A 15,794-nucleotide genomic window follows, 5' to 3' on the forward strand; every position below is an offset into this window, starting at 1 on the left:
TCACTAAATCTTTTATAGTAAATCTTCAGGTAGTGAAATCTGATCCATATAGAATTTCATCCTGGAATGGGAGCTTTCCAGTAGATTAATTTTTTCTATCCTATCATCTTTATGGTTGTAGAATACCTCTACATAATATCCGTGAAGCAGATAAAGATTTATTTTATAGTTGTAGTAGCGTATGGCCACTACAAACGTACCCTCCCTATACAAGACTTGAATCTTGTTCCTCAACGTAAGAGACATGAACCTAGAGGAGGATATCATATTCTGCAAAAATTAAATCACTGATTTGGGTCCGCTGCGTGCTGCCTACTCACAAACACTTGTAAGGTAAATATAATAAAAAAACCGCTTTAATTTTCATGAAAGCGGTTTTTAAGGGTGAAAGACGGGACTTGAACCCGCGACCTCTGGTGCCACAAACCAGCGCTCTAACCAACTGAGCTACAATCACCAGATTATGAGGGTACAAAAGTAGAAATATGAGGGCATATTGCCAAATAGTAGTCCTCTTTTTATAGGAAATTTCTAATTATGCAATACATACTCTGTTTGAATTGGGAAGTGGTCAGAGTAAGGCACATCCCGGTGGGTACGATACCATAAGGGTTGCAATTGTTCACTATAAAACTGGTGATCGATTCTCAGAAAAAAAAGCTTTCCGTTATAGCTAAAACCAAAGCCATTTCCCGCCTCCTCAAAAGCATTGGATAAGTGCTCCTTAAGTGTAAAATAAGTATAGCTGTAGGGAAGATCATTAAAATCCCCACACACGATTACCGGGTATGGACTTTGCCCAATGTGCTGCACCAGATTATCTACCTGCTTGGCGCGCTCAATGAAACCAAACTTTAGCTTTTTAGCGATATTCAGATAGTTTTCCTGTTCAAAATCACCAATCTTATTCTCATCAATGCTCATAGATTGAAGGTGAATGTTGTATATCCGAATAGTATCCTGCCCTACATTTATATCAGCGAATATAGCGTGCTGATGGGGGATGTCGTCCAGGTTGACGTCTCCAGAATAAATAATCGGATAGCGACTAAAGATAGCCAGCCCAAACTGAGCGCCAATCCGGTTTACAAAAGCTGGTTTTACAACCACCTGATCGTGTGTTTCCCCGCCTAGCTTTTCTGTCGTATTGAAGATGTCTGAACTATTATCATTATAAAACTCTTGCAAACATTTGATATCAGCATCGGTATTGGCAAGCCAGTTGACCATAGACTTACCCGGAATGTTCTTGTTCTGTAGGTAGGCATAGGTATTAAATACCCTCACATTATAATTGAGCACGCTTATGCGCGTTTTTCCTTCTTCCACCACCGGCTTAGGATTATACGAGAAACTGGAAGCGATGTAGGGATATCCTAGCACTAAAACACATAAATGAAGTAAAGATAAGGTCTGTAGCCTAACCAAAAGAAAACAAAGTAAAGCAATATTAATCAGAAGAAGTACAGGAATAGCCAATGATAGAAAACCCGTAATCCATAAACTGGCAGGAGAAATATAAGGGCTAAGGTATGCAAGCATGCTTACCGTCGCAGTAATTAAACTAATGGCTCTGATCAATGTCTTTACTCTTTGCGGGTGCTTAAAAGTATGATTTGTGGAAGCACAATATAAACAATATTATTACTAAAAAATTGTCCCGAAAAAACAGTATATCTTACAGAAAGCTTAACGGTCAAAATGAAGGCGCATCCCTTTTTCAGAGTCGTTCAGTTTTCCATCAGTATAAGCTAAATGGCCTGAAACCAGGGTGTGCATTACTTTTGACTTAAATGTTTGCCCTTCAAAAGGTGACCATCCACATTTGGCTAGTATATTAGATTTCTCTACTTTCCAAGCGTTATTAAGGTCTACCAGTACCAAGTCGGCATAGTAACCTTCTCTGATAAATCCCCGCCGCTCAATCTGGAAAAGAATAGCAGGGTTGTGGCAGGCTTTTTCCACAATTTTTTCAAGTGAAATTTTTCCCTGATGATACATTTCTAAAAGAGCAACTAAGCTATGCTGTACCAGGGGGCCACCTGAAGGGGCTTTAAAATAAGTCTGTTGTTTTTCTTCCAGCGTATGAGGGGCATGATCAGTAGCGATTACATCTATTTTGTCATCCAGTAACGCCTTAAGGATGGTGTCCCGATCGTCTTTGGTTTTAACAGCTGGATTCCATTTGATCAAAGAACCTTTTTCCGCATAGTAAGAGTCATCAAACCAAAGATGGTGAATGCAGGCCTCGGCAGTAATTCTCTTTTCACTGAGTGGTTTACTGTTATCAAATAGATTAGTTTCTTTACCTGTAGAGATGTGAAGGATGTGGAGCTTGGTATTGTATTCTTTAGCCAAACTAACTGCTAAGGAAGAGGATTTGTAACAAGCCTCAGCACTGCGAATGAGAGGGTGTATTTCCATAGGAACATCTTCTCCATACTTTTCCCGAAACTGCTGCATGTTATCGCGGATAGTTTGCTCATCTTCACAATGGGTTGCTACCAGCATTTCAGCATGCTGGAACACATTCCGTAAAGTAGTTTCATTATCTACCAGCATATTACCTGTAGAAGAACCCATAAAAATCTTAAGTCCGCAAACTTCTTTAGGGTTAGTCTTGAGCACTTCTTGTATGTTGTCATTTGATATCCCCATAAAGAAGGAGTAATTAGCCAAAGATTTTTTTGCAGCAAGCTGGTATTTATCTTCCAGGAGTTCCTGTGTAAGCGCATTGGGTACGGTGTTGGGCATCTCCATAAAAGAGGTGATGCCACCCGCTACAGCCGCTCTTGATTCTGTGAAGATGTCTGCCTTATGAGTAAGGCCAGGCTCGCGAAAATGCACTTGATCGTCAATGAGCCCGGGTAGGAGAAAAAGCCCCTGCGCGTCAATGGTTTTGGTCGCAGGTAAGGCACTTAAATCCTTTCCAATTCTGCTGATTATTTTTCCTTCAATAAGTAGGTCTGCTTCTTCTATTTTGCCTTCATTGACAATGCGAGCGTTGCATATCTTGGTAGCCATAAGCTAAATAAATTATGTTTTTGAGCCAGTATATTACATGAAAGTAAGGTGAAAAAAAAATTACTAAGCCTTAGAATAGTGCTACACCTTAGAGATTAGTTTGAATATTAAATCTAAAAAATGAGAAAAACAGATGGGTAATAATACATGTCATATGAAAAAGAGTAGAATACTTCTATAAGCAATATTATCTTACAAAGAATACCGGGCCATGGCTTGAAAATATCAAATATTCTCAAGTAATTATACTTGTATTCATCAAGCCATAGCATATAATTTTCGTAACTTTGACGGGCGATGGTTAATATTAATGTCTCTTCTAAGACTACTTTTAGTTCTTCACCGAAATCGCACTTTGAAGAAGTACAAAAGGTGCGTCAAATATGGATGTGGGTATTGCTTTCAATAGCTTTTGCAGGTTTGGTATTGATGGGAGCACATCAGATTATCTTTAAGAAAGCATTTGGAGAAAACCTCCTCACCCTTTCATCTATCAGCTTTGTGGCTATTCTATTAGGCCTATTTACTATTTTGATTTACAAAGCTCATTTAGAAACCAGAATTGATGAGCATGGTATTCATCACCGTTTTTTTCCTCTTCAGTTAAAATTTCAGACGATCCGTTGGGATGAGGTAGAAGAAGTTTATATCCGTGAGTATGATGCCATTAGTGAGTATGGGGGTTGGGGCATCAAATTTGGAAACGGTGGCAAAGCCTATACTGTCAAAGGTAAATATGGACTGCAACTTGAGCTTTCAGATGAGCGCAAAATTCTGATTGGTACTCAAAAACCAATTGAACTGGAATGCCTGATTATGCACTTACTTTATGATTATGAGGTGCTCTGATACCTTTACGAGTATGTAAAAGTACCATGCGCCCCTTTTATAGTCACCTTCTTTTCAGCTGAGCCCTCTACGTTTCCAATTATCTTAGCTTCTACCCCAAATGAATTGGCAATCTCTATGATGGATTGAGCATATTGCTCTGCAATGTACACTTCCAAACGGTGCCCCATATTGAATACTTTGTACATTTCTTTCCAATCGGTCTTACTTTCCTCTTGAATAATCGAGAAGAGAGGAGGTGTGTCAAATAGCTTGTCTTTGATAATGTGTAGATCATTAACAAAATTGAGCACTTTGGTTTGTGCTCCTCCACTACAGTGTATCAGGCCATGTATGTTATTGCGATGCTGATCTAGTACCTGTTTCATCAAAGGAGCATAGGTGCGTGTAGGAGCCAATACTAATTTCCCTATATCCAGATGCTCTCCTGTTTCCGATACAAATTTTTCAGTAAGAAAACGACTTCCACTATACACGAGTGATTTTGGTACCTGAGGATCAAAGCTTTCGGGATATTTAGCAGCAAGATCATGATGGAATACATCATGGCGAGCGGATGTAAGGCCATTGCTGCCCATCCCACCATTATAGCTGTTTTCATAAGTAGCTTTTCCAAAAGAAGCCAATCCAATAATGACATCTCCGGGCTGTATGTGCTCATTGGTAATCACATGATCACGGCGCATACGGGTGGTTACGGTACTGTCTACTATGATCGTTCGGACAAGGTCTCCCACATCAGCAGTTTCGCCACCGGTACTGATGATGTCAATGCCGTGAGAGCGAAGCATTGCCAACACTTCTTCTGTGCCCTCAATAATTTTGGCAATCACCTCACCAGGGATAAGGTTTTTATTACGGCCGATGGTAGAAGATAAAAGAATGTTATCCAGCGCACCTACACAGATAAGGTCATCAATATTCATGATGATGGCATCCTGAGCTATGCCCTTCCAGACCGATAAGTCCCCGGTTTCTTTCCAGTAAAGATAGGCCAGAGAAGACTTAGTGCCAGCACCATCGGCGTGCATAATGTTGCAGTATTCGGGGTCCCCTCCTAATACATCAGGAACTATTTTACAAAACGCAGCAGGAAAAATACCTTTATCCAGGTTTTTGATGGCCTGGTGTACGTCTTCTTTAGAAGCAGAGACACCACGTTGGTTATATCTATTACTCATAGTTAGGATGAATCATTCGCTGAGTTGCAAAGGTACAAATTGTAACGTGAGCCTAAAATAAAAAAAGAGCTTGCTAGACTTTTTATGTCTTCAGCAACCTCTTTTCAAAAGAATGTTATCAAACACTACTCTGACGCATCCGCCCGGCTGTTATCCACACGGGTCACTTTGAACTCTGTTCTACGGTTGATCTCATGCTGTTCTTCTGTCATAGCATTTTTGATGATCAGCTGCTCTTCTCCGTATCCACGGGCCGTAATACGTTCAGGATTGATGCCGCTATCTACCAGATACTGTACTGCAGACTCAGCCCTACGCTGAGAAAGCTCTTGGTTATAATCGTTATCGCCCCGAGAGTCAGTATGAGAACTAAGCTCTATACTGATCTGAGGATTGTCCTCCAGTATTTTTACCAATTTGTCCAGCTCTACCGCAGCAGCATCGGTGATAAAAGATTCATCAAATTCGTAATAAATATTTTCAAGTACGATAGCTTTATCCAGGACAATCTTGTTAAGTACAAGTTTGGTGGTAAAAGTAGTGTCAGTTACCATTTCTACCAGTTCTTCCTGGGGGATGGTTTTCCCTACTGTACTGAAAGGAACGCGAGTGGTAAAATATCCTTCTTTCTCTCCCACCAACTCGTAGTTTGTTCCGCCTTCTACAGCAAATTTAAATGCTCCTTCCTCACCTGAGTTTTGCGTATCAATGGCGCTCCCTTCAGGAAAGCCAAGGCTTACTTTGACATCTTCCAGTTTTTTCTCTTCACCAGTGTCTTCTTCCTCCGTTACGGTGATACCTGCCAGGAAGTAGTTGACTGTTTTAAGTTCAGGGTCATTATTGACAAAAGCATAAATATCATCATCTCCTTTTCCTTCAGCACGGTTAGAGGTAAAGTACCCATCCTTAATGGAAGTAAAAGTCATTCCAAAATCATCAGCTGTAGAGTTTACAGGGGGGCCTAAGTTCTCAATAGTAATTTGCCCATCCTTACGGATAGCCACGAAAATATCTAAAGCACCCATACTTGGATGTCCGTCAGAAGAGAAGTATAATTTTCCATCATCTGTAACGTAAGGAAACATCTCGTGTCCGGGTGTATTAATTGCCTCACCCATGTTACGAACACTGCTCCAGCGCCCCCTATTGTCTACACGTGCAGAGTACAGGTCATTGCCACCATAACCCCCCGGGCGGTTAGAAGAAAAATAAAGGGTACGCCCGTCTCGGCTAAAAGCTGGTGTAGAATCCCAGGCCTCAGGGTCGCTAATCGTCATGATCTCAGGAGTAGACCATTCTCCACGCTGATAGCGGGAAATATAGAGATTGACATCGCGCGTACTTTTGCGCTTGCCACTGTTGCCTCGAGCAAAGACCATGATACGTCCATCAGGAGAGAAGGTGATAGCGCCTTCGTTAACGATCTCATTTGCAAACTCTTCCCCCAGCGTACGAGCTTCTTCAATTTTAATAAGGCCATTCTCTATAGGAGCCTGCATAATATTGGTAAAGCCAGTCCCCGTGGCCTTGTATATTTTTTCGCTATTACGGGAAGTGGTAAAATAAAACGTTCCCCTATGTACGGTAGGAGCATATTCAGCACCTTCAGTATTTAAGTACTCTTCATTTTTAATCTCATAGTAAACATCTTTAGATAAAATACTGCCCAGCCTGTCCAGATTATCTAACTCCTGCTGTGCCCATCCGGTAAACTCCAATACAGTATCTTCTGAGTATTCAATGTATTCCTTTAGCTCTTCTTTGGCTTTATCATACTCACCATTTTGCTTAAGAGACATAGCATAATGAAACACTGCCGAAGTGTCGGGGATACCTGATTCAATAGCAGCTTCATAGTAAGGCATAGCTTCCTGCAGGCGGTTACTCAAACGATATGCTTCAGCAATCTTATAATTTGACAGCGTGGTTTCCATGCCATTGTCAATGGCTACTTTATAATGATCAATGGCCACATTATAGTCACCACCCTCAAAACTGTTGAATCCTTTAACGAGCGCCCTCTTCCCTGCATTACAAGCCGCAAGCAGGAACACGGCAGTCACGAAAAAAGACAGATACGCTAATTTATTTCTCATAGCAATGTGAATGATAATATTTTTTAAACAGCACAATAGCAACATAGAGTTTTTTTGCTACTATTTGAGTTCTCCATGTAGATGGAACGTCATAAACGCCTGTAAATTATGTACTTAGACAGTCTTAAAATAACGGGAAAGCCACGAATCTTTGGCTGGAATTACCCATTCTTTTTCAAACTGTTCTTTATTACTCACTAAATTATTGAAGGTCAAGGTCTCCGGCTTAATTCTTCCTTCTAACACTTGCTGCTTAAGCTGCGCAGTGGACTCTACAAATATCTCATCCTGATGAAGAAAAGCTACTTTGGTACGGTCAAAGAATGAAAAGCTTTCTCTCTCCGTACTGAATTTTTCTTCCAATTCTTTTACCAATGCTACTGATGCATCAATAGAACATCCACTTGCCATATTATGGCCTTCGTCGACAGCGATTACTAAAAAGCGACTGTGAAAAATTTTTACGGATGAACGTAAAGGCTGACCATGCGCAGCCCAGGCAGAAGTAAATTGCTGCCCTAACTGCTGAGCGTATTCTTCTTCCGCATGGCTAAGTGTACGACTTCCCTGGTAGATCCACACTCTAGCCTGAGCGGGCATATCTTCAAAAGGTATATACATAATGTGTGAGATTAGAACTAGTAAATTACAAATTAAATTCGCATAATTTAATGAATGTTTTGTTGTTGTACTAACGCTTTTGCATCAGGCAACGTTTACTGAGCTTTCATAAACTCTTCTGATTTTTTATGTATCCGCTGCTTTTTTTCCTACTAATCACTTTCACAATTTGGCTGACCTTTGTACTAGCCCCCATCTTAAACGGTTTTCTGGCAAAGCATGTATGTTCGTGTATCTACGTAAGTGGTAGAGCAGTAGAGGAAGTCAGCAAAACAGAGCTCAAAATCTCTCTTTTCAGACTGTCTGCTTTCACTACAGACAATCATACTAAAAGTGTGAAGGTAAGCTTTTTAGGGCTTTTCTCCAGACACGCTTTCTATCATCCGCTTAGCGGATGCACCTTATGTAAGTCATCCTCTATAAAGCCCCCTTCTTCTCCACCTATTATTAGGCCTGAAGTTAAAGTGAAGGAGATAAGCACTATGGATTACTCATCAGCAGAGAAACAATTCTGGGAACAATGCGCAGAGCCCTGGCTGCAAACGGCTCCCTCAGATACACTCGCCTTAATCATAATGCAAGGAGAAAAATGTGTAGTAGAGAAATATGCAGCAGGAATTCAAAAAGAAACACCTTTGGCAGGTTGGTCAATGGCTAAAAGTGTGATGAATGCATTGGTAGGCATTATGGTAAAGCAGGGGCTTTTGCAATTACATGATATTCTGCCGGAAGAAGTTTGGCGAACTAAAATAAATGGAAGAGAACAAATGACGATGCATCATCTGCTGCAGATGAGTAGTGGGCTTCCCTGGTCAGAAAGATATTGGTGGAGAAGTGATGTTACCAATATGCTTTTCAATAGTGAGGATGTAAGTCATATTATTTCAGGAAAATGCTCCAGGTTAGCGCCCGGTACAAAATGGCAATACGCCAGCGGCACTACTAACCTCATTAGTAAAACAATGCGAATTATTCTCGGAGAGGACTATGCGGCTTTTCCTTATCGTGAGCTTTTTGCTCCCTTAGGTATGGAAACTGCTTTGATGGAGACCGATGCCAGCGGACATTTTGTAGGCTCATCCTATATGCTGGCTTCTGCCAGAGATTGGGCAAAATTTGGACTGCTCTATGCTCAGGACGGAATCTGGAGAGGAAAGCGTATTTTACCGGAAGGCTGGGTAGACTATACAAAAAGGCCGGCAGAAGCAGCGCCTTTCAACGAATACGGAGCACATTTCTGGCTAAATCTAGGAGTTGGTCAGCCACTACAGAATCGTAAACTGCCCAATGTGCCTTCTGATGTTTTTTATGCTTCTGGCTTTGGCGGACAGCGCGTTTTTGTGGTCCCTTCCTATGAATTGGTCGTTGTACGTTTGGGTAGTGCCCACTTAAAAGAACCGGACTTTAATGCTTTGCTATCAGGTGTACTAGCTAATTTGGACCGTAGTAGGGGATCATCTTAAAAACTGATATAAATCATAATCTTTGAAAAGATAGCTCATGTTTTTCAGAAAATAATTTGGCGAACTTCATGAAGTAAGCAGTAAAGTAAGTGCAACCGCCAAACCGCATGAGCCATGGAACTGAAAAAAAATCCTAAATACGATATATATCGGCAATCCGGTCTGTTTTTCAGTATAGGATTGGTGGTAAGTATGCTGATGGTTACCGCTCTCTTTGAGTGGAAAACCTATGATCATGAAAATTTGCCCCAACTGACCAACACCGTTGATGATCAGTATGAAGAAGTGTTAGATATTCCACCTACCACACAGCCTCCTCCCCCTCCCCCACAGCAGGTTTACATGCCCAATATTGTGGAAGTACCGGACGAAGAAGTCATCATTACAGATTTAGATATTAACCTGGATATTGAGATCAAAGAATCTACGGTGATTGAAGAATATGATTATAGTCTATATGTAGAAGAAGCTCCAGAAGAAGAAGAGGTAGAGGAAATATTTCTCATCGTAGAAGAGTTTCCTGAACCAGAAGGAGGAATGGAGTCTTTTTATAAGTATGTCGCTGAGAACTTGAAGTACCCTAAGTTTGCCTCATTCAATGGTATAAGCGGAAAGGTATACGTTCAGTTTGTGATTGATAAAGAAGGCAATGTTACAGATGTGTCTATCATCAAAGGCATTGGCGGTGGTTGTGATGAGGAAGCTTTGCGGATTGTAAAAGAAAGTCCGAGTAGATGGGAAGCCGGCAAACAGAGAGGAGTACCGGTCAAAGTGAGGATGGTATTGCCGATTACTTTCAAGATAGATTAAAGCTAGGCTTTCTCAAGAAAAGCAGCCCGCTGGAATTTCCGGCGGGCTGCTTTTTTATCATATCCTATAGCTTTTCGTTTTCAGCAATGATTTCAGCAATATCTTTTACCGCCACCTCTTTTTCTTTGTTCTTGTTTTTCACGCCGTCACTCATCATGGTCATACAAAATGGGCAGGCTACCGCTATGGTTTGAGCACCGGTAGATAGCGCTTCCTCGGTACGCTCTGTGTTTACTTCTTTCTTACCGGCCTCAGCGTCCTTAAACATCTGTGCTCCTCCGGCGCCACAGCAAAAACCTTTGGTACGGCAGCGTTTCATCTCTACCAGGTCAGCATCCAGTGCTTCCAGCACTTCGCGAGGGGCTTCATAAATGTTATTGGCTCTGCCCAGAAAGCAGGAGTCGTGATAGGTAATTTTTTTACCATTGAATGCTCCCCCTCCCTGAAGCTTAATCCTTCCTTCGTTGATCAGTTGTTGGAGAAAAGTAGAATGGTGGATGACTTCATAATTACCACCCAGCTCAGGATATTCATTCTTGATCGTATTAAAACAGTGAGGGCAGGCAGTCACAATTTTTTTGACGTTGTATCCATTAAGCACTTCAATGTTTGAAGCGGCCTGCATCTGAAAAAGAAATTCATTGCCAGCTCGCCTTGCAGGATCGCCCGTGCAGGTTTCTTCAGGCCCCAGTACCGCGAACTGAACACCCACTTTATGCAGAATTTTGACAAAGGCTTTGGTCACACGTTTATAACGATCATCGTAGGAGCCAGCGCAGCCTACCCAGAAGAGTACTTCAGGTTCCTGACCCTGCGCTGACATATCCGCCATGGTGGGCACCTCTATAGGTTGTGTACTGGAAGCTTGCTTGGCTTTTTGTTGTTTCGCTATTTTCTGTATTGCCTATTATGTTGTTTTCTTGTTCACTCATGTCTGTTCAGTTTTACTCTTGAGATTCTTTTTGGGTTCCACCTGTTTCATCTGCCAGTTCATCAGCCCAGTTAAAACGATCAGTAGGAGCAAATTTCCAGGGAGCAAAGTTATTTTCCACATTGGAAAACATGGCATTCCAGGCTGGTGGGGACTGTGCCTCTTCCATGGCTACGTAGCGACGTAATTGTAATATGATAGCAAGCGGGTTAATATTGATAGGGCAAGCCTCTACACAGGCATTGCAGGAAGTACAGGCATTGATCTCCTCTCGCTGTATATAATCATCCAGCAGTGATTTACCATCTTCCAGACCTTTGCCCCCTTTCTGCAAGCTTTTTCCTACTTCTTCTGAGCGGTCCCGTGTATCCATCATAATTTTGCGGGGAGAAAGCTTCTTGCCGGTCTGGTTCGCCGGACATTCCGCTGTGCAACGACCACATTCGGTGCAGGCATAGGCGCCCATGATATCCCGCCAGTCCAGGTCATTCACATCTTTGGCACCAAAGCGCCCTACTTCCTCAGCCTCTGTATCGTCTCCATTTTCAGGCTGGGCACCCAGCATGATCTGCACCTCTTTGGTCACGGCAGGCATATTGTCCATTTTACCTTTAGGGGCAATGCGGGCATAATAAGTCTGCGGAAATGCCATGAAAATATGTAGATGTTTGGAATAAGTGATGTATATGGCGAAGCCCAGAATACCGATAATGTGAAACCACCAGGCAAAGCGTTCTACAAATATCAAGCTCCTGGTAGACATGCCTTCAAATAAAGGAATGAACAGGCCACTGAAAAACAGATAGCCTGTGTCAGGGTAATTTGCATCAGGACGATCCTGCAAAATTTGGTCGGTAGCATTCATTGTGAGGATGGCAAACATCAGGATAATTTCTACTACCAGAATGATATTAGCATCCAGCTTGGGCCAGGCCGTCAGTTCTCTTGCATTAAAACGCTTGATGGGCAATACATTTCTGCGAAGCAGAAAAAACACACAGGAGAGAATCACGGTTACTGCCAGAAACTCAAAAATATTAATAGGGATTGTATAAAAACTACCCAGGGTAGGGGCAAAAATGCGGTGCGTACCAAAAATACCGGCCAGTACAAATTCCAGTACCTCCAGGTTGATTACGATAAAGCCTACATAGATACAAAGGTGAAGAAAAGCCGGGATGAATTTTTTGAACATTTTTTTCTGCCCGAAGGCCACCAGAAGCATATTCTTGCTTCTTACTGAAGGCTGATCATTATGTTTACCCTCTTTTCCCAGTAGTATGTTCTGCCTGATTCTGCTGATTCTCCGGTAGAGCATGTATCCGGCAATGGCCAGTACCAGGAGAAAAACTATTTGCTGAATAAGTCCCATTATTCTTTTTTTAATTTTTTTACTAGTTTCTATTGCGCCGCTATCATTATTCTTCTACTTTTGTACCCTCATTACGGTGATGTAGCTCAGTTGGTAGAGCATCGGACTGAAAATCCGTGAGTCGGTGGTTCGAGCCCACTCATCACCACCAGCCTTTTCGTGATAGCGGAAAGGCTTTTTTTTGCTTTTTTGCTTCTTTCCTGCCAAAAGTTACGCAATCAATTCATGGGCAATTATATAACGCCCTCCTATAACAAATATATACAATTAACGAAATAGTATGCAAGCATACTATTTTGAATAATGTAATTTACTGAAAGAAATTGAGGGCGTTCTTTAAAAAAAAATAGGAAAGGATGAATATCTTAAAAAGATCTTTAGAAAAACCAATCTCTCAGCAAAAACTTAAATCCCATCCTTTTTAGATAAAATAGCTATGTCTACAGTTCACAGAAGAAAAGTCATGTTTGATAAGTATAATAAAAAATAAAATTAGTCATATTATGTTGTAAGGGCACTTTTATACTGATAAGTAAAATTACACGTGTAGGTAAACCCCTTTTCCACATAAGATAAAAAAAATTAAACTCTTTACATTTGTTATATATCAAATGAAGCAGAAGAGAGCAGAGAAAAGAACAGGGAAGCGCTTCAAGTGATCAACGAATATTTTGAAATAGGTTAGGTTGTGTAGTATATAATAAATGAGGCGATCCGTGAGAATGAAGATTGCCTCTTTTATCCTCCTTATGAAAAAATTTTAATAAAAATATAGGTTAGGTTGTGTAGTGTACAAAAGAAGTCATCTGCATTTTAGACAGATGACTCCTTTTTCTTCTCCGACAAAAAGTATTAAAAATATATAGATTTTAGGTTAGGTTGTGTAGTGTATAAAAAGGGGCTGCTTGCTGCGTAGACAAGCGCCTTTTTTTTTGCCTATCCCTTAAAGTTGACAGTTTTTTTAGCTTAAAAATGCTGTTTTGTCTCCTACTTTAGATGCTTCAACTGTATCACTTCCTGCTTTGTCAAATGGCGCCAGTTTCCCCGGGGAAGGTCTTTTTTAGTAAGCCCTGCATACATCACTCTGTCAAGACGGACTACAGTATAACCCAAATGCTCAAAAATACGACGGACAATCCTGTTTCTACCAATGTGAATTTGTAGGCCTAAACTGGTTCGGGTCTCGTTGACCAGACCAACTTCATCTACTTGTGCCAAGCCGTCTTCCAGTGTAATACCATCCTGAATTTTAATAAAATCTTCGTCAGTAATAGGCTTGTCTATATCTACCTGGTAAAGCTTCTTGACATTATTAGAAGGGTGCGCCAGTTTATCTGCTAGTTCACCATCATTGGTAAGTAATAACAGCCCGGTGGTATTACGATCAAGCCTTCCTACCGGATAGATGCGTTCCTCGCAGGCATTGGCTACCAGTTCCATCACGGTTTTTCTTTCATCCGGGTCATCAGTAGTCGTGATATAGTTTTTTGGCTTGTTTAGCAGCACATACATCAGTTTTTCCGGGTTTAGGGACTTCCCTTGATATACTACTTTATCTGTGGGCTTGACCTTAGTGCCCAATTCTGTTACGACTTTTCCATTCACCTTAATTTCCCCTCCGCTGATGAGTGTATCCGCTTCGCGGCGAGAGCATACACCTGCATTGGCAATATATTTATTCAGTCTGACCAATTCATCTCCTTTTTTTGAGAATGGATGAGAAGGAGGCTCTTTAGAACTTATTTTTTTACTAAACTTTTTTCTGGGCTTCATAGGCTATGGTTACGAATACTTGGCTATTAAGATGCTTATATGCTTAACAGATGTGGTGAATACATCGTGCCCGACGGTCACGAAAGAAATACGCGCAAATATAGGAAGGAATAGGATATCCATAAGGATTGCTGTCATTTTAACTGTTCAGTAGAACAGCTGTAGTAAATAGAGGTAGGGAATGCAGGAGTGAATAAATTTTATAAATTTGCTGTACACGTAGATAATCACATTTTTTACCCTTACAAGCACTATTACAGATGGACTACAGAATAGAAAAAGATACGATGGGCGAAATTCAGGTGCCCGCCAATAAGTATTGGGGTGCACAAACCCAACGTTCAAGAGAGAACTTTAAGATTGGCGGAGCATCTATGCAGATGCCTATGGAAATCATTCATGCTTTTGCTACCCTCAAAAAGTCTGCTGCCGAGGCTAATTATGAGCTTAAGGTATTGGACAAAGAAAAGTATGAAATGATTGCCAAAGTATGTGATGAGATACTTGAAGGAAAGCATGATGATCAGTTTCCTCTGGTAGTCTGGCAAACTGGCTCAGGCACACAGAGTAATATGAATGTGAATGAAGTAGTAGCTAATCGTGCCCACGTACTTATGGGAGGAGAACTGGGTGATGCCAAGAAAAAAGTTCATCCCAATGATGATGTTAACAAATCACAGTCTTCAAATGATACTTTTCCGACTGCTATGCACATTGCGGCTTACAGTATGATTGTGGAGCAAACCCTACCTAAGATAGAAAAACTCAGAAATACGCTGAATGAGAAAGTAAATTCCTTTGGCGATATCGTCAAAATCGGTCGTACTCACTTCATGGATGCTACACCTCTCAAGCTGGCCCATGAGTTTAGCGGATACGTAGCTCAATTAGATCATGGCATGCGGGCGCTCAAAAACACGCTTGCTCACCTTTCCGAACTGGCACTGGGTGGTACGGCAGTTGGTACTGGTCTGAATACTCCCGAAGGCTATGCAGAATTGGTCGCTGAAAAAATCGCCAAATACGCCGGTCATCCTTTTGTGACTGCTCCGAACAAATTTGAAGCATTAGCAGCTCATGATGCCATAGTAGAAAGCTCAGGAGCATTGAAACAACTGGCTGTCAGCCTCATGAAAATAGGCAATGACATCCGTATGCTGGCTTCCGGCCCTCGTTGTGGCATTGGTGAAATTTTGATTCCTGCCAATGAACCAGGCTCATCCATCATGCCGGGTAAGGTAAACCCAACACAATGCGAAGCGCTAACGATGGTCTGTGCGCAGGTAGTTGGTAATGATACTGCGGTGAGTGTGGGCGGAATGAACGGACAGTTTGAGTTGAACGTTTTCAAACCTATGATGATCTATAACCTGCTCAATTCTGCAAGGCTGATAGGTGATGCTTGCGCATCATTTAATGATAACTGTGCAGCAGGCATAGAACCAAACGTGCCGATCATCAAGCAAAACCTTGAAAATTCATTGATGTTGGTAACGGCATTAAATACCCATATCGGATATGAAAATGCTGCAAAAATCGCCAAGAAAGCGTACGAAGAGGGCACAACCTTACGTGAAGCGGCCACTGACAGCGGGCTACTAACCAACGATCAGTTTGATGAGTGGGTAGTTCCTGAAAATATGGTAGGAAGTTTGAAGTAAAAACTGTGCTAAA

The 15,794-nt window shown here is 41.5% G+C and carries 13 protein-coding genes and 2 tRNA genes; 5 read left to right on the forward strand and 10 right to left on the reverse strand.

What is annotated here, in order from left to right:
• Window positions 1-12: 12 nt before the first annotated feature.
• From OKW21_RS32835 to OKW21_RS30450, 4 genes are all read right to left on the reverse strand, one after another.
• Complete coding sequence (locus tag OKW21_RS32835) at window positions 13-267, reverse strand: hypothetical protein (protein WP_277487154.1); 255 nt, start codon at window positions 265-267, stop codon at window positions 13-15.
• A 115-nt stretch (window positions 268-382) separates the two neighbouring features.
• Window positions 383-458: transfer RNA gene (locus OKW21_RS30440), tRNA-His, on the reverse strand.
• A 73-nt stretch (window positions 459-531) separates the two neighbouring features.
• Complete coding sequence (locus OKW21_RS30445; RefSeq protein ID WP_277487156.1) at window positions 532-1,542, reverse strand: endonuclease/exonuclease/phosphatase family protein; 1,011 nt, start codon at window positions 1,540-1,542, stop codon at window positions 532-534.
• A gap of 147 nt (window positions 1,543-1,689) precedes the next feature.
• A complete protein-coding gene (locus OKW21_RS30450; protein ID WP_277487158.1) occupies window positions 1,690-3,024 on the reverse strand; it encodes a dihydroorotase in 1,335 nt (444 codons plus the stop codon).
• 297 nt (window positions 3,025-3,321) lie between these two features.
• Between OKW21_RS30450 and OKW21_RS30455 the strand changes: the two genes are divergently transcribed.
• Window positions 3,322-3,873, forward strand: coding sequence for a hypothetical protein (locus OKW21_RS30455; protein WP_277487160.1), 552 nt, complete (start codon window positions 3,322-3,324; stop codon window positions 3,871-3,873).
• Window positions 3,874-3,878: 5 nt separating this feature from the next.
• Here OKW21_RS30455 and OKW21_RS30460 read toward each other — a convergent pair whose 3' ends face one another.
• The 3 genes from OKW21_RS30460 to OKW21_RS30470 form a co-directional block, all read right to left on the reverse strand.
• Entirely contained in the window at window positions 3,879-5,054 is a 1,176-nt protein-coding gene (locus OKW21_RS30460) for an AIR synthase related protein (RefSeq protein ID WP_277487163.1), read from the reverse strand.
• Window positions 5,055-5,179: 125 nt separating this feature from the next.
• Window positions 5,180-7,150, reverse strand: coding sequence for a CHU_0125 family OmpA-like outer membrane integrity protein (locus tag OKW21_RS30465; protein WP_277487165.1), 1,971 nt, complete (start codon window positions 7,148-7,150; stop codon window positions 5,180-5,182).
• 114 nt (window positions 7,151-7,264) lie between these two features.
• Entirely contained in the window at window positions 7,265-7,771 is a 507-nt protein-coding gene (locus OKW21_RS30470) for a hypothetical protein (protein ID WP_277487167.1), read from the reverse strand.
• A gap of 128 nt (window positions 7,772-7,899) precedes the next feature.
• Between OKW21_RS30470 and OKW21_RS30475 the strand changes: the two genes are divergently transcribed.
• Both OKW21_RS30475 and OKW21_RS30480 read left to right on the forward strand, forming a co-directional pair.
• Window positions 7,900-9,234 (forward strand): serine hydrolase domain-containing protein, encoded by a 1,335-nt coding sequence (locus tag OKW21_RS30475; RefSeq protein WP_277487169.1) that lies wholly within the window; start codon window positions 7,900-7,902, stop codon window positions 9,232-9,234.
• 114 nt (window positions 9,235-9,348) lie between these two features.
• The gene (locus tag OKW21_RS30480) at window positions 9,349-10,044 is read left to right on the forward strand and encodes an energy transducer TonB (RefSeq protein ID WP_277487171.1); all 696 of its coding nucleotides are present in this window, start codon (window positions 9,349-9,351) and stop codon (window positions 10,042-10,044) included.
• A 64-nt stretch (window positions 10,045-10,108) separates the two neighbouring features.
• Here the strand turns inward: OKW21_RS30480 and OKW21_RS30485 are convergent, their stop codons facing one another.
• Complete coding sequence (locus OKW21_RS30485; RefSeq protein WP_277487172.1) at window positions 10,109-10,876, reverse strand: (Fe-S)-binding protein; 768 nt, start codon at window positions 10,874-10,876, stop codon at window positions 10,109-10,111.
• A gap of 112 nt (window positions 10,877-10,988) precedes the next feature.
• Window positions 10,989-12,347: a 4Fe-4S dicluster domain-containing protein gene (locus tag OKW21_RS30490; protein WP_277487178.1), complete on the reverse strand. Its 1,359-nt coding sequence runs from the start codon at window positions 12,345-12,347 to the stop codon at window positions 10,989-10,991.
• Window positions 12,348-12,422: 75 nt separating this feature from the next.
• On the opposite strand from OKW21_RS30490, the gene OKW21_RS30495 reads away from it, so the two are divergent.
• A tRNA-Phe gene (locus tag OKW21_RS30495) sits at window positions 12,423-12,498 on the forward strand.
• Between the two features lie 836 nt (window positions 12,499-13,334).
• On the opposite strand, the gene OKW21_RS30500 is transcribed toward OKW21_RS30495, so the two are convergent.
• Window positions 13,335-14,120: a pseudouridine synthase gene (locus OKW21_RS30500; RefSeq protein ID WP_338130105.1), complete on the reverse strand. Its 786-nt coding sequence runs from the start codon at window positions 14,118-14,120 to the stop codon at window positions 13,335-13,337.
• Between the two features lie 260 nt (window positions 14,121-14,380).
• Between OKW21_RS30500 and fumC the strand changes: the two genes are divergently transcribed.
• Entirely contained in the window at window positions 14,381-15,781 is a 1,401-nt protein-coding gene (gene fumC, locus OKW21_RS30505; protein ID WP_277487179.1) for a class II fumarate hydratase, read from the forward strand.
• Window positions 15,782-15,794 lie beyond the last annotated feature (13 nt).

The sequence above is a fragment of the Catalinimonas alkaloidigena genome (genome assembly GCF_029504655.1).
GTDB lineage: Bacteria > Bacteroidota > Bacteroidia > Cytophagales > Cyclobacteriaceae > Catalinimonas > Catalinimonas alkaloidigena.